This is a genomic window from Flavonifractor sp. AGMB03687, assembly GCF_017811815.1.
In the GTDB taxonomy this organism is placed as follows: Bacteria; Bacillota; Clostridia; order Oscillospirales; family Oscillospiraceae; genus Flavonifractor.
Genome location: NZ_JADKZI010000008.1, coordinates 50,567 through 77,404, shown reverse-complemented (window position 1 = coordinate 77,404; position 26,838 = coordinate 50,567). Strand labels below are relative to the sequence as shown.

Below are 26,838 nucleotides of genomic sequence, written 5' to 3'. Positions count from 1 at the left end.
GGTGCCCTGTATGGACCCCATCCTGGAGCGTTATCAGGCTCTTGAGGACAAAATCAAAACCTATAATCCGGCGCTGGACACCCAGCGTCTGTTCAGTGCGTTCACCTACGCCGACAATGCCCACTCCGGGCAACTGCGCAAGGACGGATCGCCCTATATCACCCATCCCCTGGCGGTGGCCGAGATCGTGGCCGAGCTGGAGCTGGATACCGACTCCATCATCGCCGCCCTGCTCCACGACTGCATCGAGGACACCGGCTCCACCCATGAGGAGATCGCCAAGCTCTTCGGCGCGGTGGTGGCCGACCTGGTGGAAGGCGTCACCAAGCTGACCCGGGTGCAGTACACCTCCAAGGAAGAGGAGCAGATGGAAAACCTGCGCAAGATGCTCATGGCCATGGCCAAGGACATCCGGGTGATCCTCATCAAGATCTGCGACCGCCTCCACAACATGCGTACCATGGAGTACCAGTCTCCCAAGAAGCAGAAGGAGAAGGCTCTGGAGACCATGGAGATCTACGCCCCCATCGCTCACCGCTTAGGTATGCAGCGCATCAAGTGGGAGCTGGAGGACACCTCCCTGCGCTACCTGGACCCGGTGGGCTACAAGGAGATCTCCGATGAGCTGGCCGCCCGTTCCGCCGCCCACGAGGAGTTCCTGGCCACTGTCCAGCGGCGCATCCAGGAGCGGCTGGACGCCGAGGGCATCCACTGCACCATCTACGGCCGGGTGAAGCACGCCTACTCCATCTACCGCAAGATGTACACCCAGAACAAGACCATGGACGAGATCTTCGATCTCTATGCCTTCCGGGTCATTGTGGACGACATCTCCGAGTGCTACAATGTGCTGGGCGTCATCCACGACCTGTTCAACCCGGTGCTGGGCCGGTTCAAGGACTACATCGGCACCCCCAAGCCCAACGGCTACCAGTCCCTCCACACCACCGTTATCGGCCGGGACGGCATCCCCTTCGAAGTGCAGATCCGCACCTGGGAGATGCACCACACCGCCGAGTACGGCATCGCCGCCCACTGGAAGTACAAGCAGGGCATGGCCAACGCCAAGCTGGGCACCGAGGAGGCCTTTGAGTGGGTGCGCAAGCTGCTGGAGAGCCAGCAGGACGTGGACGCCGAGGAATTCGTGCGTACCATGCGGGTGGACCTGTTCTCCGACGAGGTCTTCGTGTTCACCCCCCGGGGCGACGTCATCAACCTGCCCGCCGGGGCCACCCCCATCGACTTCGCCTACAACATCCACTCCGCCGTGGGCAACCACATGACGGGCGCCAAGATCAACGGCCGTATGGTCACCTTCGACACCCCCCTGAAAAACGGCGACATTGTGGAGGTCATCACCTCCAAGTCGGCCCACGGCCCCAGCCGTGACTGGATGAAGATCTGCAAGTCCAACGAGGCCCGCAACAAGATCCGCCAGTGGTTTAAGAAGGAGCGGCGGGAGGAGAACATCGCCACCGGCCGCGCCTCCTTCGAGTCGGAGCTCAAGCACGTGGGCCTGTCCCTGGCGGCCATCACCGCCGAGGACGTGCTGCCCTTCATTCTCAAGAAGGTGCGCTTCGGCACCCTGGATGAGCTGTACGCCGCCATCGGCTACGGCGGCATGTCCGCCCAGAAGGCGGTGGTGCGGGTCAAGGACGAGATGACCCGGCTAAACCGGCTCCATGCCGAGCAGGCCGCCGCCGAAAAGACGGCCCAGCAGGCCGATACCATCTACCCCGCCACCGGCAATCCGCCTCCCGTGCCCGTCAAGACCGGCAAGCACGACCAGAGCGGCATCATCGTGGAGGGCATCGACAACTGCCTGGTGAAGTTCGCCAAGTGCTGCACCCCCGTGCCCGGCGACCCGGTGGTGGGCTTCATCACCCGTGGCTTCGGCGTCTCCGTCCACCGGGCGGACTGCCCCAACGCCGCCCCCGAGAAGCGCAAGCCCGATGAGGCGGGCCGCTGGATCAAGGTGTCCTGGGCCACCGGAGAGCTGGCCACCTACCGCACCTCCCTGGAGATCGCCGCCAAGGACCGGGACGGCCTCACCCTGGACATCGCCATGGCCCTGTCCACCCTCAAGACCAAGACCACCAGCCTGTCCGCCCGGTCCATGCCCGACGGCTATGCCACCGTCAGCATCGTGCTGGAGGTCAAGGACCACACCGAGCTCACCGCCGTCATCAACAAGCTGGGTCAGATCCAGGGCGTGTACCAGGTGAAGCGCGCCGCAGGATAACAAGCCGCCCCAGGGCGCGCAGGATGCGCCCGTCCGTCATAAAGGAGAGAGACTATGACGATCCCTGTTACCACGCCGGACCCCGAGCTGGACCGCCTGCTGTCCCAGTGCTTCGCCGGAGGCGAGCTGCTGCGGCGGGAGCTGCGGCTCACGGAGGCCCAGGCCGCCTATGTGGCGGGGAATTATTGCGCCCAGGTCATTCCCATGGGCGAACATTGGTATGAGATTACCTTTCAGGAGGCATTTTACAATGGCTGCAATTAACTTTGTGCCCGTGCTGCTTGGCTCGGACATCAACGCCTACAGCATGGCACGGGCCTTTCACGAGGCCTATGGCGTCAAATCGGTGGTGTACGGCATGTACCCCGCCAGCGTGTGCGCCGGCAGCAAGATCATTGACTACCGGGTGCGTGAGAACAACGACCGGGTGGACAAGGTGCTGGAGAACGTGAACGAGGTGGCCCGCGAGCACCCGGACAAGAAGATCCTGGTGCTGGGCTGCGGAGACAACTACCTCAACTCCATCTCCGCCAACCTGCCCAACTATCCCGAGAACGTCATCGCCCCCTATGTGGACCTGTCCATGCTGGAGACCCTGATCCACAAGGAGAAGTTCTACGAGCTGTGCGACAAATACGGCATCGACCATCCGGCTACCTACGTCTACCACAAGGGGGAGGGCCACGGATTCACACTGCCCTTCGAGGGCCCCTTCGTGGTCAAGCCCGCCGAGTCCGATACCTACTGGAAGCATCCCTTCCCCACCCAGAAGAAGGCCTACGTCCTCCAGACCCGGGAAGAGGTGGACCAGGTCATCGACGACATCTACAACGCCGGGTATGAGGACTCCCTCATCATCCAGGACTTCATCCCCGGTGACGACAGCTACATGCGGGTGGTCACCAACTACTCCGGCGCCGACGGCAAGGTGCGCCTCATGTGCGTGGGCCACGTCCTGCTGGAGGAGCACACCGCCCACGCCATCGGCAACCACGCCGTCATCATCACCGAGCCCGAGCCCGAGCTGTGCGAGAAGCTGAAGGGCTTCCTGGAGGCCATCCACTTTACCGGCTTCTCCAACTTCGACATCAAGTACGACCAGCGGGACGGCAAGTTCAAGGCCTTTGAGATCAACTGCCGCCAGGGCCGGTCCAACTACTACGTCACCGGCGCGGGTTACAACCTGGCCAAGTGCCTGGTGGAGGACCGGGTGCTGGGCCGTGAGGGCAAGCTGACCATCGCCAAGAACCGGCACCTGTGGTGGGTCATTCCCCCCAAGGTGGCCTACGACTATGTGAATCCCAAGTACCACGAGGATATGCACACCCTGGAGTCCCGGGACGCCGTGGTCAACCCCCTGTTCTACAAGCCGGACAACGGCCTGGTGCGTACCCTGCGCATTATGAAGGGCCAGCGCCGCTATGTGGGCTGGTATGCTTCTTGTATGGAAAAGGTGAAATAATGGAACAACGCCTTGGCATTCTGGGTGGCATGGGTCCCCAGGCCACCCAGGACTTTTATCAGCGCATCCTGGACAAGACCGACGCCTCCTGCGACCAGGAGCACCTGCCCACCCTGATCTGGAGCGACACCTCCATGCCTGACCGCACCGCCGCCATCCTGGGCGGCGACGCGGAGGGGTGCTACCAGCGGCTGCTGGCGGGCGCCCGTCTGCTGGAGCAGGGGGGCTGCACCGTGCTGGCCATCCCCTGCAACACCTCCCACTACTTTGCCGACCGGCTCCAGGGCGATATCTCCATCCCCCTGGTCCATATGCCCCGGGAGACTGTGGGTGCGCTGGCGGCGGAGGGCAAGCGCAAGGTGGGCATCCTGGGCACCGACGGCACCGTCCAGACCGGCGTGTACCAGAAGGAGTGCGCCGCCCGGGACCTGCTGGGGGTCTCTCCTCCGGCGGAGATCCAGAAGCTGGTGATGAGCATCATCTACGACGAGATCAAGCGGGGGGAAAAGGGCTCCCGGGAGAAATTCGCCGTCATTGACCGCTGGCTCCGGGAGGCCGGGTGCGACAGCGCCATTCTGGCCTGCACCGAGCTGTCCGTCTACCGCACCTACCACGGCCTGCCCGACTACTATCTGGACGCCATGGATGTGCTGGCCCAGCGGTGCATCACCGCCTGCGGCTACAAGCTGCGGATGGTGTAAGGGGCCCAAAACCCGTATCAAGCATGATTTTCACATGGTGGTGAATGACAATGACCGATCTGCGCCGCCCTCTGGGCGACTTTGTGCAGCTGCTGCTGCGCCATGACCTGCTGGCCGACAAGGGGCCCATCCCCGCCGACCTAAGTGCCCCGGTGGCCCTGGTGTCCTGCGACTCCCAGGTGGTCATCCCCCACACCCTGTTTGTGTGCAAGGGGGCCAAATTCAAGGAGGACTACCTGCGCCAGGCCATGGAGGGGGGCGCCTTTGTCTATGTCAGCGAGACTCCTTACCCCGACGTGCCTCTGCCCTGCCTGCGGGTCACCGATATCCGGCAGGCTATGGGCCTGCTGGCCGACCTGGCCTACGGCCACCCCTCCGGCAAGCTGACCATCACCGGCATCACCGGCACCAAGGGCAAGACCACCACGGCCTACTATATCAAATCCATCGTGGACACCTGGCTGGCTTCTCAGAGTCACCGGGAGAGCGCCCTGCTCTCCACCATCGTCACCGACGACGGCCTGGAGCGCAAGCCCGCCAAGCTGACCACCCCGGAGCCTCTGGACCTCCAGCGGCACCTGTCCAACGCCGTCACCGCCGGGGCGGACTACCTCACCATGGAGGTGTCCTCCCAGGCCCTGAAGTATGGCCGGGTCATCGGGGTGGACCTGTCCTGCGCCGTCTTCCTCAACATCGGCGAGGACCACATCTCCCCGGTGGAGCACCCCGATCTGGAGGACTATCTCCAATCCAAACTGTTGATTTTCCGTCAGGCGAAAACCGCCTGTATTTCCATGGACTGCGACCACGCCGCTGAGGTGGCCCAGGCTGCCGCCCGGTGTGAGAAAGTCATTACGTTCTCCCAGAAGGACCCCGCCGCCACCGTGTACGGCACCAACGTGCGCAAGGAGGGGAATCAGATCGCCTTCCACGTCCGCACCCCCCGCTACGAGGGAGATATGGCGATTTCCACCCCCGGCCTGTTCAACGTGGAGAACGCCCTGGCCGCCGTGGCGGTGGCCGAGGCCTACGGCATCCCCCAGGAGATGGTAAAGGAGGGCCTGGAGAAGGCCTTCGTCCCCGGCCGCATGGAGCACTATGTCAGCGCCGACAACCAGATCTCCGTCATTGTGGACTACTCCCACAACGGCATGAGTTTGCAGAACGCCCTGCGGTCCGTCCGGGCGGAGTACCCCGACCGGCAGCTGACGGTGCTCTTCGGCTGCACCGGCGGAAAGGGTATCGACCGCCGGGAGGGCATGGGCAACGCCGCCGGTGAGTGGGCCCACCGCATCATCCTCACCGAGGACGACCCCGGCCCCGAGGAGGTGGAGGACATCTGCGCCGACATCGGCGTGTTCCTCAAGCGCTGGAACAAGGACTACACCGTCATTCCCGACCGGGAGCGAGCGGTGGAGACCGCCATCCTGGAGGCCGACCGTCCCGCCGTGGTGCTGCTGGCGGGCAAGGGCTGCGAGACCGCCCAAAAGCGGAAGAACGGCCCCGAACCCTGCATCCCCGACGGGGTGCTGGCCCGGCAGGCCTTGGACAAGTACGACCGTGACCATGCTGAATAAGGCTTTTGCCGCCGCAGGCGCCGCCGCCTGGGGCGGCTTGCCGTTTTCAGAACTGGCGGCAGACATGACCCCAGAGGCGATCGCAAAGGCGGAACAGCTGTGCCCCAACCCCCGCGCGGTGCTGGTGGCCGCCTTCCCCTACTACGCCGGAGAGCGGCCGGGCAACCTGTCCCTCTACGCCCGGGGGCGGGATTATCACCAGGTTGTTACCGCCAGATTGAATACGATCTGTGATATTTTGCGAAAAAAATACGAAAATGAGATATTTTTGCCCGCCGCCGACAACTCCCCTCTGCCGGAACGGCAGGCGGCCTGGCGGTGCGGCATCGGCCTGCGGGGGAAGAACGGGCTGGTGATCTTGCCCCCCTACGGCAGCTATGTGTTCCTGGGCACCATCCTTACCGACGTGGAGCTGGAGCTGCCGCTCCGCACCCCGTCTCCCGGCTGCGTGGGCTGCGGCAAGTGTCTCACCGCCTGCCCCGGGGGCGCCCTGGGGGAGGCGGGGGTGGAGGTGAGCCGCTGCCTGTCCGATCTGACCCAGAAGAAGGGGGAGCTGACGGAGGGGGAGGCGGCCCTGCTGAAGGCCCACCCTCTGATCTGGGGGTGCGACACCTGCCAGCGGGTGTGCCCCTACAACGCCGCGCCCGCCCTGTCCCCCCTGCCCGAGTTCCGGGAGGGGCTGGTGGATGCCCTGGAGGGGGCCGACCTGGAGGGACTGACCAACCGGACCTTTCGGGAGAAGTACGGCGACCGGGCCTTTGCCTGGCGGGGCCCCGCCCCCCTGCGGCGCAACCTGAAGGGACGGGGGAAATGAGCCTCCAAACAGTCATAACAAAAAATGCCCAACTCCAAATCGGAGTTGGGCATTTTTGCATGCAAAAGGGGGAAGAACTCATTCCTCCCGGATGCCGTAGGCCTTGGCCAGATGCAGGATGCGGTTGGCCCAGTTGGAGTGGGTCTTGACCTCGTCCATCCGGGTGGCGTCGGGGCTGGCGGAGACCAGCAGGCCGGCGTCCTGATCCCAGCCCAGGATGTGGCAGGCGTCCTGGTAATCCCGGCGGGAGACCTTTAGCATGTCGTTGACCACCGGGATCTGGTTGGGGTGGATCACCGTCTTTCCCACAAAGCCGCTGAGCAGGTCCTGGGCCAGCTCCCGCCGCAGGCCGGTGTCCCAGCCCTCCCCGGCGAAGTACTCCCACACCGGGCCGGAGACCACATACTGCGTGGCAAAGGTGGTGACGATGTCGATAAGCAGGTGGGCCACCGGCCGGACGTCGTAGATGGTGTCGTGGACCGATCTGCGCAGGCCGAAGGCGTGGGACAGGTCGTTGCCCCCCACCCGGATGTTGAGGATGCGGTCGGACACCGCCTCCAGTTTTTCTTTTACCCGGACCAGGTTCTGATAGCGGGTGGACAGGTCGATCATGGCGGCGGCCTCAAAGATGGGCATATACCGGTACTCCGGCCACCGGAGAGAGATCTCCTGGATGGCCTGGATGTAGGCATCACAGTTGTCTACAAAGAACTTGGGCAGAATGAAGCCCCGCAGGACAGAGATAAAGGGGCTGTAGCGCTCCGCCAGCTTTTTCAGCTGTTGGGGGCTGCGCACCCGAATGAAGATCAGGGGGAGGTAGAACTCCTGCTGGGCGTGGCAGCGGCTGATCTGCTCCAAGGTGCGGAAGAGCGCCTCCTCGGCTTCCTCCACCGCTCCCTCCGCCACCGTGTCCTCCAGACAGAAGGCCAGGGAGAAGGGCTTGGGGTACCGCTCGTCCCGCAGGGCGTCGGCAATGCTCTGGTGGGCGTTGGCCGGGCAGTACAGCAGGGCGCCCACGTCGTAACCACTGATGGGTGGAACCATTGATATCCCTCTTTTGTGCAGCATAATCACCCCTGCCGGCGGCAGGGGAACAGGCAAGCCTGTACATTATACCATGACATCAAGCGGCTTCGCCGCTTGGCCGCCGGATATCCGGCGGAAGCCGGCTTTGCCGGCTTGGTCATGGTGTAATAAGCGCAACCAGCCCTTTGCATTGCAAAGGGCTGGCACGTAAAACGCGCAGCCGCACATCTGCGGCACTTGCGCTTATTTTACCACAAATTCCGCCGAAAGGAAATGGGCAGTCCTTCCAGGGCTTTTGGATTCTGTCACCAAATCCTGACAGAAATCCTAGGGCATGCCTGTTGAAAAATATCAGGAAGATGCTATAATATAACATATTTTAAGAAATGGTTGGGGAAGTTTGCCGTGATGCTGAAACGTGTTGAGCCGGGACAACTGAATGACTTCTTCCTTCCCCTGTCCGGCCGCCGGGAAAAGGGGGTGTACTTCTGCCGCATTGCAGGGTACAGCCCGGAGATCGAGACCTTTGTCAAGCAGTATTATGAGGCCGCCCGGCGCAACGGCGTCATCATCGACGGCAGGATTCCCAACCCGGACACCAACCAGCTGGCCTATTTCTCCGAGATGATGGGCGCCCAGTTCCAGATGGACCCCGCCTTTCTGGACCAGCGGCTTGGAAAGTGGCTGCCCCGGATGTCCCAGGGACAGCGGGAGACCGTAGTGTCCGCCATTTATTCTACGCTACAGGATATGCAGCGCAGCGGCAAGAACGAAAATATGCTGCGCAATGCATACATCAAATACATGTGCTGGCTCTACTACAAGTTTGAGCGCATCGTGAACCAGCTGGGCAGCGAGACCCTGCCCAAGATCCTCTATGACGGCTCGGTGAGCCACTACGAGTTACAGCTGCTGCTGGTGCTCTCCCGGGCCGGGGCCGACATCGTGCTGCTGGAGCGGGCGGGGGATGGCCCCTACCTGCAGCTGGACAGCCAGTCGGCCTGGACCACCCTCTGGCAGACCCCCGATATGACGCCTTTCCCGGAGCATTTTAACCTGAAATGGCTCCAGCAGGAACTGATGAAGCAGGCCAACCGCCAGCGGCTCTACGGCACGCCTCCCGCCGTGACCAACTGCACCAATGCCTGGATGAAAAAGCCGGAGCTGGGGGAGGTGCGCACCCCCTTCCGGGACCGGGGGACGGACAGCCGCTTCTTCTACAACGCCTTCCTCTTCCAGCACGGCGTGGAGGACAAGCTGCTCTTCTCCAACGACCTGTTTGCCTTCTACCAGCAGCTCAAGAGCGAGGGACGGCATCTGTGTCTGCTCAACGGCGGCATTCCCGCCCCCACGCCGGAGGAGATCTCCGCCATCCGGCGGCAGAACTACCAGAACGTGGACCAGCTGGCGGCGGGTCTGGTGCCCAACATCCAGTACCCGGAGAGCGCCGACCTCCAGCGGCTTATGGTCAAGGCCTTTGTAGACCTGATCCTGGAGGAGTCCAAACACTGTGACGGCTCCCTCTCCCGGCTGACCAACCGGGCGGTGTACCTGCTGGTGTGGCTCAGACGCTACCAGAAGGAGCTGTTCGGCCGGTGGAAGATGCCCGAGGTGTCCGTCTTCCTTCTCTTCGGCAAGTGCGCCACCGCCAACGAGGCCCTGTTCCTGCGGTTTTTGGCCCGGCTGCCGGTGGATGTGGTGGTGATCATCCCCAACCGGAACGAGGGCTGCACCCTCAGCGACCCCGCCCTGCTGACCCTGGAGTTTGAGGACTCCCTGCCTATGGAGCGCTTCCCGGTGGAGCCCTCCCAGGTGCGGGTGAGCACAGCGGCCTACCAGGCCGAGCGGGACCTGGACACCCTCATGTACCAGGACAGCGGCATGTTCCGCAATCAGCAGTACCAGCGGGCCGAGACCGTGACCCTGCGCACCATGTACGAGGAGATCGCCCTGCTGTGGGACCAGGAGGTCAAGTACCGCCCCAGCTTCACGGTGCTCAACGATACCGTCACCATCCCAGTGCTGCTGGCCAAGGTGTGCGGCGTGAAGGATGGGCAGACCGGCCCCTACTGGCAGGAGCTGAAGAAGCTCATCACCCCGGACACCACGGTGGTGCGGGGCCTGCCCTGGCTGACGGGGCTGGACGCCAACCCCATCAAGCCCTTCGTCACCCAGTTTTTGCAGCACGGACGGGTTTTGAAGAACAAGATCAAGGCCCACAAGGCCTATCCATACAGCATCCTGCGGCCCGAGATGCAGGAGCACCTGCTGGACAAACTGCAGCTGATGCTGGACCAGCGGATCATTGCCGGCACCTATGAAAACGGCACGGAGTACACCGTGCTGGCCACGGTGCTCAACCTGAGCAAGGACCTACTGCGCAGCATCCAGAAGTTTGACTTCACCAAAAAGAATCCCAAACTGATCCTGATCAACACCACGGAGAAGATCCTCTCACAGGAGGACAGCATTCTGGTGGCCTTTCTCAACCTGGTGGGCTTCGACATCGTCTTTTTCGTGCCCACCGGCTACCAGTGTGTGGAGAAATATTTCCCCCAGGGGTACGTCAACGAGCTTCAGACCGGAGAGTATCTGTACGACCTTTCGGTGCCCGACTTCCGTACTCTCCAGGAAGGTGGCTTGAGTTCCATTAGAAAACTATTCGGAAGGAGCATTTAGAAGATGGGATTGGATTTTACACGACCTGACGCCAGCCCCGCCCCGGTCCAGAACCAGCAGGGTGCGACTCTGCCCGCGGAGCAGGAGAACTACCAGCAGTATGACATTGTGGCCGACCGTCAGCAGATGAACCAGAGCCTGACCAACTCCCCGGAGGTGGACCGGCTGGCCAGCCAGATCGAGGTATACAACCTGGAGACCATCGTCTCCTTCGGCGCCGGTGCGGCGGAGGAGATCTCCAAGTGCTCCGATGTGGTGCTCAACAGCATGAACATGTCCCAGCTGGACGAGTCCAGCGCCATGCTGGTCACCCTGGCCAAGATCATGGACAAGTTCGACATCGAGGAGATCAAGGAGAACCCCGGCTTCTTCGGCAAGCTCTTCGGCAACCTGCGCAAGCAGCTGGACAAGATTCTGGCCAAGTACCACACCATGGGCGAGGAAGTGGACAAGATCTACGTCCAGCTCAAGCAGTACGAGACCGAGATCAAGCAGTCCAACCGGAAGCTGGAGGAGATGTTCCAGGCCAACGTGAACTACTATCACGAGCTGGTGAAGTACATCCTGGCCGGTGAGCAGGGCTGCCGGGAGCTGGAGGCCTATATCGCCCAGCGCCAGGCCGACATGGAGGCCACCGGCGACAACTCCATCCAGTTTGAGCTGACCACCCTGAACCAGGCCCTGATGATGCTGGAGCAGCGCACCCAGGATCTGCGGACGGCGGAGAATGTGGCCATGCAGGCCATCCCCATGATCAAGACCATGCAGTTCAGCAACATGAACCTGGTGCGCAAGATCAACTCCGCCTTTATCATCACCCTGCCCGTGTTCAAGCAGGCCCTGACCCAGGCCATCATGCTCAAGCGCCAGCGCATCCAGGCCGAGGCCATGTCTGCCCTGGACGAGCGCACCAACGAGATGCTGCTGCGCAACGCCCAGAACACCGCCGAGCAGTCCAAGATGACCGCCCGGCTGGCCTCCGGCAGCTCTATCAAAATCGAGACCCTGGAGCGGACCTGGCAGACCATCGTCTCCGGCATCGATGAGACCCGGCAGATCCAGGAGAACGCCCGCAAGCAGCGCATTGAGGACCAGAAGCGTCTGGAGACCATCAAGTCCGATTTCAATGCCCGATACAGCATGCCCGACCGGAAATAACCACCATTCAAAAAGAGGAGGTTCACAGTTATGCCCATCAATCTGACTAAGGGACAAAAAGTAGACCTGACCAAGGGGAATCCCGGACTGACCAAGATCGTGGTAGGCCTGGGCTGGGACGTCAACGCCTATGACTCCGGCGCGGCCTTCGACCTGGATGCCGCCGCGTTTATGACCAATGCCGCCGGCAAGTGCCCCACCGAGAAGGAGTTTGTGTTCTACGGCAACCTGGAGCACGTCAGCGGCTCCGTCAAGCACATGGGCGACAACCTCACCGGCGAGGGCGACGGCGATGACGAGCAGATCGTGGTGGACCTGTCCAAGGTGCCTGCCAACGTGGAGCGCATCGCCTTCACGGTGACCATCTATGACGCCGAGACCCGCAACCAGAATTTCGGCCAGGTCTCCAACGCCTACATCCACATCCAGGACCTGGTGAGCGGCGCCGACCTGATCCGCTACGACCTGGGCGAGGACTTCTCCATCGAGACCGCCATCGTGGTGGGCGAGCTGTACCGCCACAACGGCGAGTGGAAGTTCAATGCCATCGGCAGCGGCTTCCAGGGCGGCCTGGCGGCCCTGTGCGGCCACTACGGCATCGAAGTTGCGTAATAAGGAGGAAATAAGCTATGCCTGTCAGTCTGAAAAAGGGCCAGAAGGTCAGCCTTACCAAGGATAATCCCGGTCTCTCCCGCGTGGTGGTAGGCCTGGGCTGGGACGTCAACGCCTTTGATACCGGCGGAGCCTTTGACCTGGACGCCGCCGCCTTCCTGCTGGGGGACAACGGCAAGACCAGCCGCAGCGAGGACTTCGTGTTCTACGGCAACCTGAAGGACCCCTCCGGCGCGGTGGAGCATCTGGGCGACAACCTCACCGGCGTGGGCGAGGGCGACGACGAGCAGATCAAGGTGGATCTGACCCGGGTGCCCGCCAACGTCTCCCGTGTGGCCTTCACCGTCACCATCTATGAGGCGGAGGAGCGCCGGCAGAATTTCGGCCAGGTGAACAACGCCTTCATCCGCATCCATGACGAGACCAACGGCCAGGAGCTGCTGCGCTACGACCTGGGTGAGGACTTCTCCATTGAGACGGCGGCAGTCTTCGGCGAGCTCTACAAGAACAACGGCGAGTGGAAGTTCAACGCCATCGGCAGCGGCTACCAGGGCGGCCTGGCGGCCCTGTGCGCCAACTACGGCATCGACGTGGAGTAAATCAAAAAACCTGGACGCCCAACGGCGGGAATTACATAAGGAGGTAAAAGACGATGTCTGTCAGCTTGCAGAAAGGCCAGAAGGTCAGCCTGACCAAGGAGAGCCGCGAGGGCCTGAACAAAGTGATCGTGGGACTGGGCTGGGACGAGGCCCAGCGCTCCAAGGGCGGCCTCTTCGGCGGACTGTTCGCCGCCAAGCCCCAGGCCATCGACTGTGACGCGTCCGCCCTTATGCTGAAGGACGGAAAACTGGTGGACGGCAAGGATGTGATCTACTTCGGCAACCTGAAGCACCGCTCGGGCTCCGTCATGCACATGGGCGACAACCTGACCGGCGCCGGCGAGGGCGACGACGAGCAGATCATGATCGAGCTGGAGCGGGTGCCTGCCGAGTACAACCGCATCGTGATGGTGGTCAACATCTACCAGGCGGTGCAGCGCCACCAGGACTTCGGCATGATCCAGAACGCCTTCATCCGCATTGTGGACGGCCGCAACGGCCAGGAGCTGTGCCGCTACAACCTCTCCGAGAACTACGACGGCATGACCGCCATGATTTTCGGCGAGGTGTATCGCAACAACGGCGAGTGGAAGTTCAACGCCGTGGGACAGGCCACCACCGATCCCGGCCTGCCTGAGCTGTGCAAGCGCTACTTCTGAGCCTCTGACCGGGGGAAGCCCGGACTAAGATAAGCATGAGCAGGAAAGAGAAGCGAATCATTGCATTGCTTCTCTTTCCTGCGTCTATAGGAGAAAGAAACATGCACTATAACGGACTTTCAGACAAAGAAGTTCTCGAATCCCGACAGAAATACGGCAGCAACGTAATCCCGGATTCGGAACCCACCACCTTCTGGGCGGAATTCAAGGAGACCTTCGGGGACCCCATGATCCGCATTCTGCTGGCCATCGCGGCGCTGATGATCGTCATGTGTATCTTCGGCTATGCCGACATCTATGAGCCCATCGGCACCATCGTGGCCATCCTGATCGTGGCCTTCGTGTCCGCCAAGACCGGCGTGGCCAGCGACACCAAGTACCGCCAGCTGAAGGACAGCACCAAAAAGGACCAGTGTAAGGTCTACCGCAACGGCGTCATCACCGTCATCGACATGGACGACGTGGTGGTGGGGGACAAGGTGCTCCTTCAGCCGGGCGACAAGATCCCCGCCGACGGCATTCTGGTGTGGGGCAGCATCAAGGTGGACAACTCCGCCCTCAACGGCGAGGCGGAGGAGTGCCCCAAGGTGGCTGCTGACGAGAGCTACAAGCTGGCCGATGAGATCACCGGCGATACCTTTGTGGACAAGCACTCCCTGTTCCGGGGCGCGGTCCTCTTCGACGGCGAGGGCGTGCTGGACGTGCAGAAGGTGGGCCTGTCCACCATGATGGGCAAAATGGCCGAGGAGATGCAGGAGGACGAGCCCGACTCCCCCCTGAAGGTCAAGCTGGCCAACCTGGCCAACATGATCTCCCGCTTCGGCTACATCGGCGCCATCGTCATTGCCGCCCTCTACTTCGGCTACTACATCCTGTCCGCCGGCGGCTTCGGCCCCTACTTCGCCCTGGGTGCCACCCAGGTCATCAAGGACCTGGTGGAGGCGGTGTCCCTGGCGGTGGTCATCATCGTGTGCGCCGTCCCCGAGGGCCTGCCCCTGATGATCTCCCTGGTGCTGATGCAGAACACCAGCAAGATGCTGGACCACAACGTGCTGGTCCGCAAGGCCGAGGGCATTGAGACCGCCGGTTCCCTCAACATCCTCTTCAGCGACAAGACCGGCACCATCACCAAGGGCCGGCTGGAGGTGGTGGAGTTCTTCACCGCCGACGGCATCACCATCCCTCTGACCGAGATCAACCAGCACGGCAAGATCAAGGGCCTGGTGGACCTGGCCATCGGTAAGAACACCCAGTCCATGTTTGACGCCCAGGGGAACGTCATCGGCGGCAACGCCACCGACCAGGCCCTGATGAAGTTCCTGGGCACGGAGACCTTCCACAGCCTGGAGAACTCCTGCACCGTGTCCAAGGCCCAGAGCTTCAACTCCGCCAACAAGTTCAGCCAGGCCTATCTGGGCGAGCTGGGTAAGACTTTCTATAAGGGCGCCCCCGAGCGGCTGCTGGCCTGTGCCCGCACCTACCTGAGCATGAGCGGGGAGGAACGGCCCCTCTCCATGGACGTGATCAACGCCAAGATCGACGAGCTGGCCAGCAAGTCCATGCGTGTGCTGGCCTTCGGCTACTCCAACCAGGAGATGACCGAGAACCGCATCAACGACGACACCGTCATTGTGGGCTTTGTGGGCATCCGGGACGACGTGCGCCCCGAGGCCCGGGAGGCCATTGCGGCGGTGCAGCACGCGGGCATCCAGGTAGTCATGATCACCGGCGACCGGCTGGAGACCGCCGTGGCCATCGCCCGGGACGCAGGCTTGCTGAAGACCGAGGACGACGTGGCCCTCACCTCCGGCCAGCTCAATGAGCTCAGCGACGAGGAGGTCAAGGAGATCATCCCCCGCATCCGGGTCATTGCCCGTGCCCTGCCCACTGACAAGTCCCGCATGGTGCGCCTGTGCCAGGAGATGAACCTGGTGGTGGGCATGACCGGCGACGGCGTCAACGACTCCCCGGCCCTGAAGCGGGCCGACGTGGGCTTCGCCATGGGCAGCGGTACCGAGGCCGCCAAGGAGGCGGGCAAGATCGTCATTCTGGACGACAACTTCAAGTCCATCAAGGACGCCATCTGGTACGGCCGCACCATCTACCACAACATCCTGAAGTTCTGTAAGTTCCAGCTGGTGATCAACGTGGCCGCCGTGGTGGTCAGCGCGATCTCCCCCTTCTTCGGCATTGAGGAGCCCCTGAAGGTGACCCACCTGCTCTTCGTCAATCTGGTCATGGACGGCCTGGGCGCCATCATGCTGGGCAACGAGCCCGCCCAGGAGCGGTACATGAGCGAGAACCCCCGCCGCCGGGACGAGAGCATTGTCAGCCGGGAGATGATGGTCCAGATCGTTACCATGGGCCTGTGGCTGACCGTGCTGAGCTTCGTGTTCCTGAAGGCACCCTTCTTCGACCAGTTCTTTGCCACCACGGAGCAGAAGCTCACCGCCTACTTCGTGCTCTTCATCTGGAGCGCCCTGTTCAACGGCTTCAACGTCCGTGATGACGGCTTTGCCATCTTTAAGGGCCTCAACGAGAACACTGGCTTCATGAAGGTGTTCCTGGCCATTATTGTGATTCAGGCCCTGATCGTCAACGCGGGTCTGGTGCCCGTGGCGGTGTGCGGCTGGATCAGCAACATGTTCAGCTGTGTGCCCTTCGCCCCCATCGGCTGGGTGGTGGTGGGTATCCTGGCGGTCACCATGATCCCGGTGGACATGCTGCGCAAGGCGGTCACCCCCAAGAAATAAGAGGTCAAAAGGGGTGCCCCCGCTGGGGGCGCCCCTTTTTGCAAGAATGGGAGATTGCGAGCCATGAAGAAACTGCAGTACAATTCGCCGGTGATCCTCAGCTTCTTTTTCCTGTCCCTGCTGGCCCTTCTGCTGGGCAGGGCCACCGGCGGCTGGACCACCACCGCCCTCTTCTCGGTGTACCGGTCCCCGCTGAGCCCCCTGGCCCTGTTCCGCTTTGCGGGCCATGTGCTGGGCCACGCCGATTTCAGCCACTTTCTGGGGAACATGCTGCTGCTTCTGGTGGTGGGGCCCCCTCTGGAGGAGAAGTACGGTAGCCGGGCGCTGCTGCTGGCCATTCTCTTCACCGCCCTCATCTCCGGCGTGCTGCAGTTTGTTCTCTTCCCTCACACCGCCCTGCTGGGAGCCAGCGGCATCGTGTTTATGCTCATTATGCTGTCCTCCCTCTCCGGTATGAAGGACGGCACCATCCCCCTGACCCTCCTTCTGGTGGCGATTCTCTACCTGGGGCAGGAGGTCTACGCTATCCTCTTTGTGAAGGATAACGTGGCCAACCTGATGCACATTGTGGGCGGCCTCTGCGGTACCGCCTTTGGGTTCCTGGCCGGCAGGAACCGCAGAACCTGACGAAAACAGCGAGGAAACAGTCATATGCCTGAGTACACCCGTGAAAACACCCTGCGCATTGCCAAGCGCTTCCACAACCGCAAGCGGACCTACCTGCTGGTCAACCCCCTGCAGGCCAAGCACATCCCCGTGTCCCCCACCCGTGCCCTGGCCATGATGAACGCCCTGGGGGACCGGCTGGCCGGGCGCTACCCCGACACCCGGCTGGTGATCGGCTTTGCCGAGACCGCCACCGCCATCGGGGCCGCGGTGGCCGGGCGGATCTCCCCCGACTGCGTCTACCTCCATACCACCCGGGAGGACTTCCCGGCGGCGGAGGGGTGGATCGAGTTTCAGGAGGAGCACAGCCACGCTGTGGAGCAGAAGCTCAGCGGCGACGCCCTGGAGCGCTGGCTGCCCGCCACCGACACCGTCATCCTGGTGGACGACGAGATCTCCACCGGCAAGACCCTGCGCAACATGGTGAGTGAGCTGAAAAAGCGCTATCCCCTCCTGGGGGAGAAGCGCATCGTGGCGGCCTCCCTCCTGAACCGGGTCTCCCCGGAGAACGAGGCCCTGCTGGAGGAGGCGGGCATCCACAGCGAGTATCTGGTCAAGCTGCCCCAGGAGGACTACACCGCCCTGGTGGAAGCGCTGGAGATCCATGAGGCGGAGGCGGTCACGCCCCGTCCGTGGTCCCTGCACCAGGGGGACACCGTCCTGCCCGCCCTGGCCGACCCCAGACTGGGTCTGACGGCGGAGGAGTGGCAGCACAGCTGCGCCGCCCTGGCAGACACTTTCCTGGCCCGGGCTGGGGAGGCCTGCCCGCCGAACAGCCGCACTCTGGTGCTGGGCACGGAGGAGTGCATGTATCCCGCCCTGGTGCTGGGACAAGCGCTGGAACGGCTGGGGGAGGGGCGGCAGGTGTTCTGCCACGCCACCACCCGCAGTCCCATCGGCATCTGCGGTGCGGAGGGCTACCCCATTGTCTCGGGCAGAAAGTTGCCCAGCTTCTATCAGAAAGACCGGACCACCTACCTCTACGATCTGGCGGACTATGACTGCATCGTGGTGGTGTCCGATACGCCGGAGCCGGGGACCGGGGCGCTAAGTGCCCTGCTGTCGGCGTTCCCGGCCAATCCGGCCCGCAAGGTCTTTTATCTCCAAGGAGGGCAGCATGTTTGGTACCTATAAACCTGAGGATGTAGAGATCCTGCTGAAGGACATCACCGGCCTGGTGGAACCCCTGCCCACCAAGGAGCGGGAGAAGCGCATTCAAAGCGGCGTGCACTACTCCGAGATGCTGCCGCTGGAGTATGAGCCCTCCCCGGCCTATCTGGCCGCCTACCACGACGCTCTGGACCGCTACGCCCCCATGACCGCCCAGGCGGTGGCCTCGGTGGCTGAGCAGATCTGGCAGGACAAGGGGGCGGACGCTGTGCTGGTCTCCCTGGCCCGGGCGGGCACCTCCATTGGCGTGCTCATCAAGCGGTTTCTGGCCCGGGAATACGGTGTGGATGTGAATCACTACACCATCTCCATCATCCGGGGCAAGGGGATCGACCACAATGCCATGAAGTATATTCTGGCCCGCCACAAGCCGGAGCACATCCAGTTTGTGGACGGCTGGACGGGGAAGGGAGCCATCCAGCGGGAGCTGAGCCAGGCCATGGCCGATTACCCCGGCGTCAGCGCCGGGCTGGCGGTGCTCTCCGACCCGGCCCACCTGGCCGAAAAGTGCGGCACCCACGACGACTTCCTCATTGCCAGCTCCTGCCTCAACTCCACGGTGTCGGGGCTGCTGAGCCGGACCTTCTACCGCCGGGACCTGATCGGCCCCGAGGACTTCCACGGCGCGGCCTGCTATCCCCAGCTGCGGGAGCAGGATCTGACCTACCCATTCATTGAGGCGGTGGAGGCCCACTTCCCCGCCCGGGGGACGGCGGCGCGCTGCCTGGGGCCGGAGGAGGGTGCGGAGCCCTTCACCGCCCTGGAGGAGGTGGACCAGATCTGCCGCAACTTCTCCATCGCCGACCGCAATCTAGTCAAGCCCAGCATCGGGGAGGCCACCCGGGTGCTGCTGCGGCGGATGCCGTGGAAGATCCTGGTCCGCAGCCTGTCCGACGAGGACCATCTGGGCCATATCTATCAACTTGCAAAGGAGAAAGGCGTGACCCTGGTGGAGTACCCTCTGGTGCACTACCGGGCGTGCGGGCTCATTCAGTCCATCGCTGACAACTGACTATGGAAAAAACCATTTTCGCCAGTGATCTGGATAATACCCTGCTCTTCTCCTGTAAGCACGCCCAGCCCGGCGACCTGTGCGTGGAGTACCTGGAGGGGGCGGCCCAGGGTTATCTCACCGGGGAGACCCCGGAGCTGCTGGCCCAAATTATGGAGAAGACCCTCTTTGTGCCCGTCACCAGCCGGTCCATGGAGCAGTACCTGCGCATCTCCTTTCCCCAGGCCTGCCGGCCCCGCTATGCCGTTACCACCAACGGGGCCTTCCTGCTGGTGGACGGCAAGCCGGACCCCCGGTGGACCCGGGTGTCGGAGGAAATGGTGGCCCCCTGGCGGCCCCACCTGGAGGAGGCCCTGCAGGCGCTGGAGGCCTGGCCCGCCCCCAAACGGTGCCGCATTGTGGACGGGATGTTTACCTTTGCCGCCTGCGACACCCCGGAGGAGGCTCAGGCTCTGGGCGAGGCGTTAAAGGGCGCCTTTCCGCTGGACGCGGGGGTGACGGGGCGGAAGGTCTACTTCTTCCCGCCCCCCATCAATAAGGGTGCGGCCCTGGACCGCCTGCGGCACTGGTTCGGCGCGGAGCGGGTGCTCTGCGCCGGGGACAGCCCCATCGACGCGCCCATGCTGGGCCGGGCCGATCTGGCCATCGCGCCTCAGGGGATTTTGCCGGAGGAGGACGGCCCCGCCCGCCGGGAGTGGGAGGGCTCCGGCCGCTTTTATACCTTCGTTTTGCAGCAGGTCCTCCGGGATCTGAACGGAGAGATTACCTGCTGAGTACCCAGCAGTCCGAGGAGGGGGAACCATGGCAAACTACAGCGAATACTTTCAGGCGGTGCTCCGCCCGTCCACGCCGAACCTGGCGGAGGAGTTTTTTGCCCTGGACGGGCGCTACTCCAACTTCCGAAAGGAGACCTTCTTCGCACGCTATCTGTGCGGGGACCGCTACCCGGCCCTGACCCAGCGGCTCCAGGCCTGGCAAGGGGAGGGGAACGGGGGACGGCTCTTCCTGCCCGCCTTTCCCAGACTGCCCGACCAGGGGGAACCGAAGGGCTATCTGGAGCTCTATGACGGGGGAGCGGACCGCCTGCCCTTCTCCTTTGACAACCCTATCCTGGAGGAGGCTTTTCACGCCCACTATCAGGAGATCCTGGACCAGTTCCGCCGGAGCCGGGGCAGGACGGAGGAGTCCATCGTGCGCAATTTCGCGGTAAAGCTGTTCTATTGGATCGACTGCTGCTTCCCCCGGCTCTTCGTGGACACCCGGCGGATCGGCGCCTCCCCCAAGTTCGTGTGCGGCGGCCCGGTCAAGCTGCCGGAGTATCTCTTCCTCTGCCTGCTCTTCCGCATGGGCTGCGATGTGCTCTATGTGAGCGGGGAGCAGGACGTGCAGGTGCAGGACAGCCAGCTGCTCCAGCTGTCCGTGCTGGTGCGGGAGGAGACCCCGGCTCCGCCCCGGCAGCCCCAGGTCAGCCCGGTCCGGCCCGCCCCCGCCCCGTCGGCGGGCGCGCGGCAGCCGCTGGACTATGTGGAGCTTGCCAAGCTGGCCTCCTCCGTGGTCATGTTGGAGGTGTACGACGGGGAGCAGAAGTGCTTCAAGACCGGCTCGGGCGTCATCATCAACCAGACCGGTTACATCCTGACCAACTTCCACGTGGTGGCGGGAGGCCGGTACTTTGGGGTGCTTCTGGAGGAGGAGCAGGACGTGTGCTACACCGACGAGCTCATCAAGTACAACCAGGACCAGGACCTGGCCATCCTGCGCATGGAGAAGCACAGGTCCCCCATTCCGGTGTGGCGGGGTGGCGAGGAGTTGGTCCGGGGCCAGAAGGTGGTGGCCATCGGCAGCCCCCTGGGGCTGTTCAACACCGTGTCCGACGGCATTATCTCCGGCTTCCGGACGGTGGGGGAGCGCTCCATGATCCAGTTTACCGCCCCCACCTCCCACGGCAGCAGCGGCGGCGCCCTGCTGAACCTGTACGGGGAGCTGATCGGCATCCTGACGGCGGGCTTTGACGACGGACAGAACCTGAACCTGGCGGTGGACGCCAGAACTATCCTGGACTTTGCCCGGGGCCTGCTGTGAATTCCAAACGAAAAAACGATCCCCCCGGATGTGCCGGCTGACGGCACGTCCGGGGGGATCGGTCTTTTTAATAGGGTTGGGCCGGGGTGATGGGCTGCCGCAGGGAGCGGGCCAGCAGGTCGTCCATGTAGCGGCACAGGGTGCGGTCGGGGATGTCGGGGCACTCCATGGTCACGTGGGTGTACAGCCCGATGAGGGCAGAGGAGAACAAGACTCCCTGGATCTCGGCGTCCAGCTTTGTGACGTTGCGCTGCTCCAGCTTACGCCGCAGACTTTCCACGATGTCCTTCTTCCACCGGTAGACAAACATGGGGTCGCCCCGGTTGCTCAGCAGGGCCCGGTACCACTCCAGGTTCTCCCGGATGTGGGTGACGGTGCTCAGGGCGGTCTCGGTGCCGCTGGTGTGGTCCATCACGTCGGGCAGGTTGCGGCAGATCTCCCACAGGGCGGAGAGCAGCCGGTCCTCCACCCCCTGAAGCACGGCGAATTTGTCCTCAAAATAGAGGTAGAAGGTGGACCGGGCAATGCCGCAGGCCTGGCAGATACCGGAAATGCTGACGCCATCGATGCCATCCCGCTGGTAGAGGGTCAGGAAGGCGGATTCGATGTCCTGAATGGTGCGCTGGCGGTTCAAGGCTCCCCGGGGAGACATTTCCATCAACTCGCTTTCATACGGTAAAACGGCAGGAACAAGGGGCTCTGGCTGAAATGCTGTAAAAAAGCGGGGGCTTTGGCTAAATAATTATTATATTTGACCATAGATGGAAATGCAAGCAAAATTCGCCTTCCTTCGGACACTTTGCCTTCTTTTGTACAGGAACTGTACGGCTGCTTTTTGTATGATGCGTACAAGAATATGCGCTTTATGCTATTCTCACCTCAGCAAAACAAACAGACAAGGAGGAGCTTTTATGAGCCAGAGACCTGTTCTTACTGCCGAAGAGCGTGCACTGTCCTACGCCAAGTACTACGACCTGCCCATCACCCCCATTCCCGCCGAGAAGATCGCCATTCTGGAGGGCGGCCCCATGGATCCCAAGGACGCCCTGCCCATCGAGCGGCGCAACGACCTATTCCTGCCCGGCTATCTGCCCGGCGAGATCGGCTACTGTGTTATGCCCAACGGCACCGGCTACCTGGCCAACCGTACCGAGATGCCCGGCGTCACCCCCGAGATGTTTGAGTGGTGGTTTGCCTGGCACGGCCTGAACGACATGCGCTACCGCATCTGGGACCCGGAGGATCACTTCTATGCCCGCCAGCAGATGCCGGATAAGGTGCTGGATCCCAGCGTGCCCATGCGGGAGAAGACTTGGGGCACCGTCCACCACGTGCTGGAGGACATCGGTGCCGGTCCCGACGAGCTCATCCTGAACTTCCGCTATCCCCATGAGCTGGGCTATGACGAGTCCAAGGTGGGTACCCCCGCCTGCGCCACCATGATGTGCGCCAACGGCCACGGCCCCAAGCCCGGCGAGGGCGTGGCGGCCATCATGACCCACATGGTCCGTGAGATCGAGGGGGGCATCGAGCTGCGCAGCCGCTTCTGGATCGGTTACGGCCTGGTGGACGGCCAGGTGGTCAAGCTGCTGCCCGACGGCGTCAGCGTGCCCCCGGTGGTGCCCATGGGCCTGTTCGCCCACAACCTGAAGGAGTTCGGCCACCTGGCCGCCATCCTGCCCTCCCTCTACGCCGAGGAAAAGGACCGCTGGTAAGCGGAGCAGACCGAAAAGGAGAAGGAGTATTATGTGTAAAAAGAAAGATTTCCCCGTGGTCATGAACGTGTTCCTGGCGTTTTTTATCACCCTGGCTGTGACCATCTTTAACCTGCTGGTCAATAACAACCTGAATGTGCCCGCTCTGGTGGTGAGCATGATCTACGGCTTCTGCCTGAATATGACCCTGGAGACCATCATCGACCTGCCTGCCTTCGGCAACTTCTTCGTCAAGAAGTTCGGCCTGAAGATGGAGAGCCTGCCTGCCTACTTTGTGCGCATCTTCTTCATCGTGCTGCTGCTGGTGCTGCTGATGAGCTTCATCCTCATGTTCTGTGAGGTGGGCTTCCTGCTGGGTGCCGGGTTCTTCGGCTTCTGGATTACCAAGGTGCCTGCCATCTTTGTGGTGGCCTATGTCACCGCGCTGATCTTCTTCCCTGTGTGTATCAACGGGGCCAAGGCCCTGTGCGTGCGGGACTGAGTCTCTGCCAAAAAGGCCGGTCTGTGAACGAAGGTTCACAGACCGGCCTTTTGTTGTTTGAGGATAAAAAATCTCCAAAGCCTCAGGCTTTGGAGATTTTTCTGGTGGACGATACAGGACTTGAACCTGTGACCTCCCGCACGTCAAGCGGATGCTCTACCAGCTGAGCTAATCGTCCGAACAGCATGGACTATTATAGCGAAACTCGGGAGGGTTGTCAATACTTTTTTTAAAAATTCTCTTTTCAATCTGCTGGGGGGCTGATATACTCTAACCAACAAAAGAAAAACAGGACTGGAGGACAGACCATGGCAGGACGGGTAGTACTCATTACCGGCGGCAGCCGGGGCATCGGCGCGGCGGCAGCCCGGCGGTTTGCAGCCGGGGGAGACCAGGTGGTGATCAATTACTGCCGCTCCAAAGAGCGGGCGGAGGCCCTGGCGGCGGAGATCGGCGGCTGGGCGGTGGAGGCCGACGTGTCCGACCCGGTTCAGGTGCGGAATATGGTTGACAATGTGTTGGATAAATTTTGTCAACTTGACATTCTGATATGTAATGCCGGCATTGCCCAGCAGAAATTGTTTGGCGATCTGACGGACGAGGATTGGCGGCGGATGTTTGCCGTCAATGTGGACGGTATGTTCTATACCATCCGGGCGGCGCTGCCTCATTTCATCCACCGGAAGACGGGGAAAATCCTAACTTTGTCCTCCATGTGGGGACAGGTGGGCGGCTCCTGCGAGGTGGCCTATTCCGCCGCAAAAGCAGCTGTCATAGGGCTTACAAAGGCTCTGGCCAAAGAGCTTGGGCCCTCTGGAATCACGGTGAACTGTGTGTCTCCCGGAGTCATTGACACCGAGATGAACGGCAACCTGGGCCCCGAGGATCTGGCCGCCCTGGCGGAGGAGACCCCCCTGGAGCGGATCGGCCGGCCGGAGGATGTGGCGGAGGCCTTGTGGTTCCTTGGTTCCGACGCTGCAAACTTTATTACCGGGCAGGTTTTGTCCCCCAATGGCGGACTGATTATTTGAAATTGCCCGCTTGCGTTCATAAATTGTTCATAGTTCACACAAGTGCCCTCCGTGACAGGTGGGCACTTGTGCATTTTTAAGGTTGACAATTTCCGATGACACGCATATAATTGTCAACAACTTCTCAAAGGAGGAATTGAAATGAAAAAGTCTCGCATCCTGTCTCTTGCGCTGGCGGGTGCGCTCAGCTTCTCCATGCTGGCCGGCTGCGGCGGCGGCAACGAGGGCGGCTCCGCCAACACCCCTGCCGGTGGCAATGAGACCACCAGCGGCAACACCGAAGGCACCATCCAGATCGGCGGCATCGGTCCTCTGACCGGCTCCAATGCCGTGTACGGCCTGGCTACCAAGCGGGGCGCCGAGATCGCCATTCAGGAGATCAACGCTCTGGGCGGCCTGCAGTTCTCCCTGAACTCCCAGGACGACGAGGGCGACACCGAGAAGGCCATCAACGCCTACGGCAAGCTGAAGGATGACGGCGCTCAGATCATCTACGGCTGCACCACCACCGGTCCCTGCACCGCGGTGGCCTCCGAGACCTATGCTGACCGCTACTTCCAGCTGACCCCCTCCGCCTCTTCCACCGACGTGACTGCGGGCAAGGACAACGTGTTCCAGGTGTGCTTCACCGACCCCAACCAGGGCATCACCGCTGCCAACTACATTAAGGACAACAACCTGGGCACCAAGATCGCCGTCATCTACAACAACGGCGACGCCTACTCCACCGGTATCTTCAACGCCTTCCAGGCTACCGCCGAGGAGATCGGCCTGGAGATCGTCACCGTGCAGACTTTCCCCGACGACAGCAACACCGACTTCAACGTGCAGCTGGGCGCTGCTAAGGACGCCGGCGCCGACCTGGTGTTCATGCCCATCTACTACACCCCCGCTTCCCTGATCCTGGCCCAGGCCAAGAGCATGGGCTATGAGCCCACCTTCTTCGGCTGCGACGGCATGGACGGCATCCTGGACCTGGAGGGTTTTGACACCACCCTGGCCGAGGGCCTGATGCTCATGACTCCCTTCAACGCCTGGGGCGAGGACGAGCGCACCAAGACCTTCGTGGCCGAGTACCAGGAAGCCTACGGCGGCATCCCCAACCAGTTCGCCGCTGACGGCTATGACTGCATGTACGCCATCTACGAGGCCTGCACCGCTGCCGGCGTCACCGCCGACATGAGCGCCGAGGAGATCTGCGAGGCTCTGATCGCTCAGTTCACCTCCAGCGACTTCAGCGTGGACGGCCTGACCGGCACCGGCATGACCTGGTCCGCCAACGGCGAGGTCTCCAAGGCCCCCGTGGTCGTCAAGGTCGAGGGCGGCGTGTACGTGACCCAGTAATTTGAATCGGAATACCACCGCTTGACAGGGACCCAGAAGCGGGTTGCCGGGGGGACCCGGCAGCCCGCTTTTCCCCATGTATCCTAGAAACGGATGTATGGTGGAAACATCGGCAGCCCCGCAGGACCGCCGATGTTTCTGCCATACACAGAGAAAACAAGTAGAGAGGTGAATGGTTTGAGCTTCCTCAATAATCTGATCACCGGTATCAGCCTGGGCAGCGTCTACGCCATCATCGCCCTGGGCTATACCATGGTGTACGGCATCGCCAAGATGCTGAACTTTGCCCACGGCGACGTCATCATGGTGGGCGCCTACGTGACCTTCTTTGCCACCGGCAGCTTCAACCTGCCCCCTGTGGTGGGCGTGCTGCTGGCCGTGGTGGTGTGTACCGTCCTGGGCGTCGTCATCGAAGGCCTGGCCTACAAGCCTCTGCGGCAGGCCTCCTCCCTGGCCGTGCTCATCACCGCCATCGGCGTGAGCTATTTCCTGCAGAACGCCGCCCTGCTGCTGTGGGGCGCAGATACCAAGGTGTTTACCTCCGTTATTCCCGAGGGCTCCCTGCCCATTTCGGGCGTCAACATTACTTATAAGGCCCTGGTCACCGTGCTGACCTGCGTGATCATCATGCTGGCCCTCACCTGGTTCACCACCAAGACCAAGATGGGCAAGGCCATGCGTGCCTGCTCCGAGGATAAGGCGGCCGCTCAGCTCATGGGTATCAACGTCAACCGCACCATCTCCATGACCTTTGCCATCGGCTCCGCCTTGGCGGCCATCGCCGGTGTGCTGCTGTGCTCCAGCTACCAGACCCTGATGCCCACCACCGGTTCCCTGCCCGGCATCAAGGCCTTTACCGCCGCCGTGTTCGGCGGCATCGGTTCCATCCCCGGCGCCATGCTGGGCGGCATCCTGCTGGGCATCATCGAGACCTTTGCCAAGGTCATCAACACCAACATCTCCGACGCGGTGGTCTTTGCCGTGCTCATCATCGTGCTGCTGGTGAAGCCCGCCGGCCTGCTGGGCAAGACTGTCCGCGAGAAAGTGTGAGGTGC

24 protein-coding genes and 1 tRNA gene are annotated in these 26,838 nt (G+C 62.3%); 22 read left to right on the top strand and 3 right to left on the bottom strand.

The window, feature by feature from the left end; genetic code table 11:
• Nucleotides 1–10: 10 nt before the first annotated feature.
• The 6 genes from J9789_RS14415 to J9789_RS14390 are packed head-to-tail and all read left to right on the top strand — an operon-like array spanning nt 11 to nt 6,796.
• Nucleotides 11–2,242 (top strand): bifunctional (p)ppGpp synthetase/guanosine-3',5'-bis(diphosphate) 3'-pyrophosphohydrolase, encoded by a 2,232-nt coding sequence (locus J9789_RS14415; protein ID WP_209346389.1) that lies wholly within the window; start codon nt 11–13, stop codon nt 2,240–2,242.
• A gap of 54 nt (nt 2,243–2,296) precedes the next feature.
• The gene (locus tag J9789_RS14410; RefSeq protein ID WP_209346388.1) at nt 2,297–2,506 is read left to right on the top strand and encodes a hypothetical protein; all 210 of its coding nucleotides are present in this window, start codon (nt 2,297–2,299) and stop codon (nt 2,504–2,506) included.
• Nucleotides 2,493–3,704, top strand: a complete 1,212-nt coding sequence (locus J9789_RS14405; RefSeq protein WP_209346387.1) for an ATP-grasp domain-containing protein — start codon at nt 2,493–2,495, stop codon at nt 3,702–3,704. The genes J9789_RS14410 and J9789_RS14405 overlap by 14 nt, the downstream gene beginning before the upstream one ends.
• Nucleotides 3,704–4,405 (top strand): amino acid racemase, encoded by a 702-nt coding sequence (locus J9789_RS14400; RefSeq protein WP_245185293.1) that lies wholly within the window; start codon nt 3,704–3,706, stop codon nt 4,403–4,405. Before J9789_RS14405 ends, J9789_RS14400 begins: the two co-directional genes overlap by 1 nt.
• Nucleotides 4,406–4,455: 50 nt before the next feature.
• On the top strand, nt 4,456–5,982 hold the full coding sequence (murE, locus tag J9789_RS14395) for a UDP-N-acetylmuramyl-tripeptide synthetase (protein ID WP_209346386.1): 1,527 nt from the start codon (nt 4,456–4,458) through the stop codon (nt 5,980–5,982).
• The gene (locus J9789_RS14390) at nt 5,972–6,796 is read left to right on the top strand and encodes a QueG-associated DUF1730 domain-containing protein (protein ID WP_209346480.1); all 825 of its coding nucleotides are present in this window, start codon (nt 5,972–5,974) and stop codon (nt 6,794–6,796) included. Before murE ends, J9789_RS14390 begins: the two co-directional genes overlap by 11 nt.
• Before the next feature lie 78 nt (nt 6,797–6,874).
• Here J9789_RS14390 and J9789_RS14385 read toward each other — a convergent pair whose 3' ends face one another.
• Complete coding sequence (locus tag J9789_RS14385) at nt 6,875–7,840, bottom strand: HpcH/HpaI aldolase/citrate lyase family protein (RefSeq protein WP_209346385.1); 966 nt, start codon at nt 7,838–7,840, stop codon at nt 6,875–6,877.
• Between the two features lie 390 nt (nt 7,841–8,230).
• On the opposite strand from J9789_RS14385, the gene J9789_RS14380 reads away from it, so the two are divergent.
• The 11 genes from J9789_RS14380 to J9789_RS17160 all read left to right on the top strand — a co-directional run bounded on the left by J9789_RS14380 (nt 8,231) and on the right by J9789_RS17160 (nt 21,212).
• A complete protein-coding gene (locus J9789_RS14380) occupies nt 8,231–10,501 on the top strand; it encodes a YceG family protein (RefSeq protein ID WP_209346384.1) in 2,271 nt (756 codons plus the stop codon).
• Nucleotides 10,502–10,504: 3 nt separating this feature from the next.
• The gene (locus J9789_RS14375) at nt 10,505–11,659 is read left to right on the top strand and encodes a toxic anion resistance protein (RefSeq protein WP_209346383.1); all 1,155 of its coding nucleotides are present in this window, start codon (nt 10,505–10,507) and stop codon (nt 11,657–11,659) included.
• A 30-nt stretch (nt 11,660–11,689) separates the two neighbouring features.
• Nucleotides 11,690–12,271: a TerD family protein gene (locus J9789_RS14370; RefSeq protein ID WP_209346382.1), complete on the top strand. Its 582-nt coding sequence runs from the start codon at nt 11,690–11,692 to the stop codon at nt 12,269–12,271.
• A gap of 17 nt (nt 12,272–12,288) precedes the next feature.
• Nucleotides 12,289–12,870: a TerD family protein gene (locus tag J9789_RS14365; RefSeq protein WP_209346381.1), complete on the top strand. Its 582-nt coding sequence runs from the start codon at nt 12,289–12,291 to the stop codon at nt 12,868–12,870.
• Between the two features lie 53 nt (nt 12,871–12,923).
• Complete coding sequence (locus J9789_RS14360; protein ID WP_209346380.1) at nt 12,924–13,529, top strand: TerD family protein; 606 nt, start codon at nt 12,924–12,926, stop codon at nt 13,527–13,529.
• Nucleotides 13,530–13,630: 101 nt separating this feature from the next.
• Nucleotides 13,631–16,282 carry a calcium-translocating P-type ATPase, PMCA-type gene (locus J9789_RS14355; protein ID WP_209346379.1) on the top strand — a complete coding sequence of 884 codons (2,652 nt, stop codon included), beginning with the start codon at nt 13,631–13,633 and terminating at the stop codon, nt 16,280–16,282.
• Nucleotides 16,283–16,345: 63 nt separating this feature from the next.
• The gene (locus J9789_RS14350; RefSeq protein WP_209346378.1) at nt 16,346–16,909 is read left to right on the top strand and encodes a rhomboid family intramembrane serine protease; all 564 of its coding nucleotides are present in this window, start codon (nt 16,346–16,348) and stop codon (nt 16,907–16,909) included.
• Nucleotides 16,910–16,933: 24 nt separating this feature from the next.
• Nucleotides 16,934–18,082 (top strand): phosphoribosyltransferase domain-containing protein, encoded by a 1,149-nt coding sequence (locus J9789_RS14345; RefSeq protein ID WP_209346377.1) that lies wholly within the window; start codon nt 16,934–16,936, stop codon nt 18,080–18,082.
• Nucleotides 18,066–19,130, top strand: coding sequence for a cysteine protease StiP family protein (locus J9789_RS14340; protein WP_209346376.1), 1,065 nt, complete (start codon nt 18,066–18,068; stop codon nt 19,128–19,130). Before J9789_RS14345 ends, J9789_RS14340 begins: the two co-directional genes overlap by 17 nt.
• 2 nt (nt 19,131–19,132) lie before the next feature.
• Entirely contained in the window at nt 19,133–19,903 is a 771-nt protein-coding gene (locus tag J9789_RS14335; protein WP_209346375.1) for a hypothetical protein, read from the top strand.
• A gap of 28 nt (nt 19,904–19,931) precedes the next feature.
• Nucleotides 19,932–21,212 carry a S1C family serine protease gene (locus J9789_RS17160; RefSeq protein WP_245185292.1) on the top strand — a complete coding sequence of 427 codons (1,281 nt, stop codon included), beginning with the start codon at nt 19,932–19,934 and terminating at the stop codon, nt 21,210–21,212.
• Nucleotides 21,213–21,279: 67 nt separating this feature from the next.
• Here J9789_RS17160 and J9789_RS14325 read toward each other — a convergent pair whose 3' ends face one another.
• Entirely contained in the window at nt 21,280–21,870 is a 591-nt protein-coding gene (locus J9789_RS14325; RefSeq protein ID WP_209346374.1) for a TetR/AcrR family transcriptional regulator, read from the bottom strand.
• A 253-nt stretch (nt 21,871–22,123) separates the two neighbouring features.
• Here J9789_RS14325 and J9789_RS14320 point away from each other — a divergent pair, with 253 nt between their 5' ends.
• Nucleotides 22,124–22,927 (top strand): phloretin hydrolase, encoded by an 804-nt coding sequence (locus tag J9789_RS14320; RefSeq protein WP_209346373.1) that lies wholly within the window; start codon nt 22,124–22,126, stop codon nt 22,925–22,927.
• Nucleotides 22,928–22,958: 31 nt separating this feature from the next.
• On the top strand, nt 22,959–23,408 hold the full coding sequence (locus tag J9789_RS14315) for a hypothetical protein (RefSeq protein WP_209346372.1): 450 nt from the start codon (nt 22,959–22,961) through the stop codon (nt 23,406–23,408).
• Nucleotides 23,409–23,510: 102 nt separating this feature from the next.
• On the opposite strand, the gene J9789_RS14310 is transcribed toward J9789_RS14315, so the two are convergent.
• Nucleotides 23,511–23,586: transfer RNA gene (locus tag J9789_RS14310), tRNA-Val, on the bottom strand.
• Between the two features lie 130 nt (nt 23,587–23,716).
• On the opposite strand from J9789_RS14310, the gene fabG reads away from it, so the two are divergent.
• From fabG to J9789_RS14295, 3 genes are all read left to right on the top strand, one after another.
• Nucleotides 23,717–24,439, top strand: a complete 723-nt coding sequence (gene fabG / locus J9789_RS14305; RefSeq protein WP_209346371.1) for a 3-oxoacyl-ACP reductase FabG — start codon at nt 23,717–23,719, stop codon at nt 24,437–24,439.
• A 141-nt stretch (nt 24,440–24,580) separates the two neighbouring features.
• A complete protein-coding gene (locus J9789_RS14300) occupies nt 24,581–25,783 on the top strand; it encodes an ABC transporter substrate-binding protein (RefSeq protein ID WP_209346370.1) in 1,203 nt (400 codons plus the stop codon).
• Nucleotides 25,784–25,960: 177 nt separating this feature from the next.
• A complete protein-coding gene (locus tag J9789_RS14295) occupies nt 25,961–26,833 on the top strand; it encodes a branched-chain amino acid ABC transporter permease (RefSeq protein ID WP_209346369.1) in 873 nt (290 codons plus the stop codon).
• Nucleotides 26,834–26,838 lie beyond the last annotated feature (5 nt).

Coding starts and splice junctions, on each gene's coding strand:
- J9789_RS14375 (WP_209346383.1), top strand. CDS start 10,505: ATGGGATTGGATTTTACACGACCTGACGCCAGCCCCGCCCCGGTCCAG.
- J9789_RS14380 (WP_209346384.1), top strand. CDS start 8,231: ATGCTGAAACGTGTTGAGCCGGGACAACTGAATGACTTCTTCCTTCCC.
- J9789_RS14415 (WP_209346389.1), top strand. CDS start 11: ATGGACCCCATCCTGGAGCGTTATCAGGCTCTTGAGGACAAAATCAAA.
- J9789_RS14360 (WP_209346380.1), top strand. CDS start 12,924: ATGTCTGTCAGCTTGCAGAAAGGCCAGAAGGTCAGCCTGACCAAGGAG.
- J9789_RS14350 (WP_209346378.1), top strand. CDS start 16,346: ATGAAGAAACTGCAGTACAATTCGCCGGTGATCCTCAGCTTCTTTTTC.
- fabG (WP_209346371.1), top strand. CDS start 23,717: ATGGCAGGACGGGTAGTACTCATTACCGGCGGCAGCCGGGGCATCGGC.
- J9789_RS14365 (WP_209346381.1), top strand. CDS start 12,289: ATGCCTGTCAGTCTGAAAAAGGGCCAGAAGGTCAGCCTTACCAAGGAT.
- J9789_RS14355 (WP_209346379.1), top strand. CDS start 13,631: ATGCACTATAACGGACTTTCAGACAAAGAAGTTCTCGAATCCCGACAG.
- J9789_RS14325 (WP_209346374.1), bottom strand. CDS start 21,870: ATGGAAATGTCTCCCCGGGGAGCCTTGAACCGCCAGCGCACCATTCAG.
- J9789_RS14385 (WP_209346385.1), bottom strand. CDS start 7,840: ATGGTTCCACCCATCAGTGGTTACGACGTGGGCGCCCTGCTGTACTGC.
- murE (WP_209346386.1), top strand. CDS start 4,456: ATGACCGATCTGCGCCGCCCTCTGGGCGACTTTGTGCAGCTGCTGCTG.
- J9789_RS14390 (WP_209346480.1), top strand. CDS start 5,972: ATGCTGAATAAGGCTTTTGCCGCCGCAGGCGCCGCCGCCTGGGGCGGC.
- J9789_RS14315 (WP_209346372.1), top strand. CDS start 22,959: ATGTGTAAAAAGAAAGATTTCCCCGTGGTCATGAACGTGTTCCTGGCG.
- J9789_RS14335 (WP_209346375.1), top strand. CDS start 19,133: ATGGAAAAAACCATTTTCGCCAGTGATCTGGATAATACCCTGCTCTTC.
- J9789_RS14370 (WP_209346382.1), top strand. CDS start 11,690: ATGCCCATCAATCTGACTAAGGGACAAAAAGTAGACCTGACCAAGGGG.
- J9789_RS17160 (WP_245185292.1), top strand. CDS start 19,932: ATGGCAAACTACAGCGAATACTTTCAGGCGGTGCTCCGCCCGTCCACG.
- J9789_RS14400 (WP_245185293.1), top strand. CDS start 3,704: ATGGAACAACGCCTTGGCATTCTGGGTGGCATGGGTCCCCAGGCCACC.
- J9789_RS14320 (WP_209346373.1), top strand. CDS start 22,124: ATGAGCCAGAGACCTGTTCTTACTGCCGAAGAGCGTGCACTGTCCTAC.
- J9789_RS14300 (WP_209346370.1), top strand. CDS start 24,581: ATGAAAAAGTCTCGCATCCTGTCTCTTGCGCTGGCGGGTGCGCTCAGC.
- J9789_RS14410 (WP_209346388.1), top strand. CDS start 2,297: ATGACGATCCCTGTTACCACGCCGGACCCCGAGCTGGACCGCCTGCTG.
- J9789_RS14405 (WP_209346387.1), top strand. CDS start 2,493: ATGGCTGCAATTAACTTTGTGCCCGTGCTGCTTGGCTCGGACATCAAC.
- J9789_RS14345 (WP_209346377.1), top strand. CDS start 16,934: ATGCCTGAGTACACCCGTGAAAACACCCTGCGCATTGCCAAGCGCTTC.
- J9789_RS14340 (WP_209346376.1), top strand. CDS start 18,066: ATGTTTGGTACCTATAAACCTGAGGATGTAGAGATCCTGCTGAAGGAC.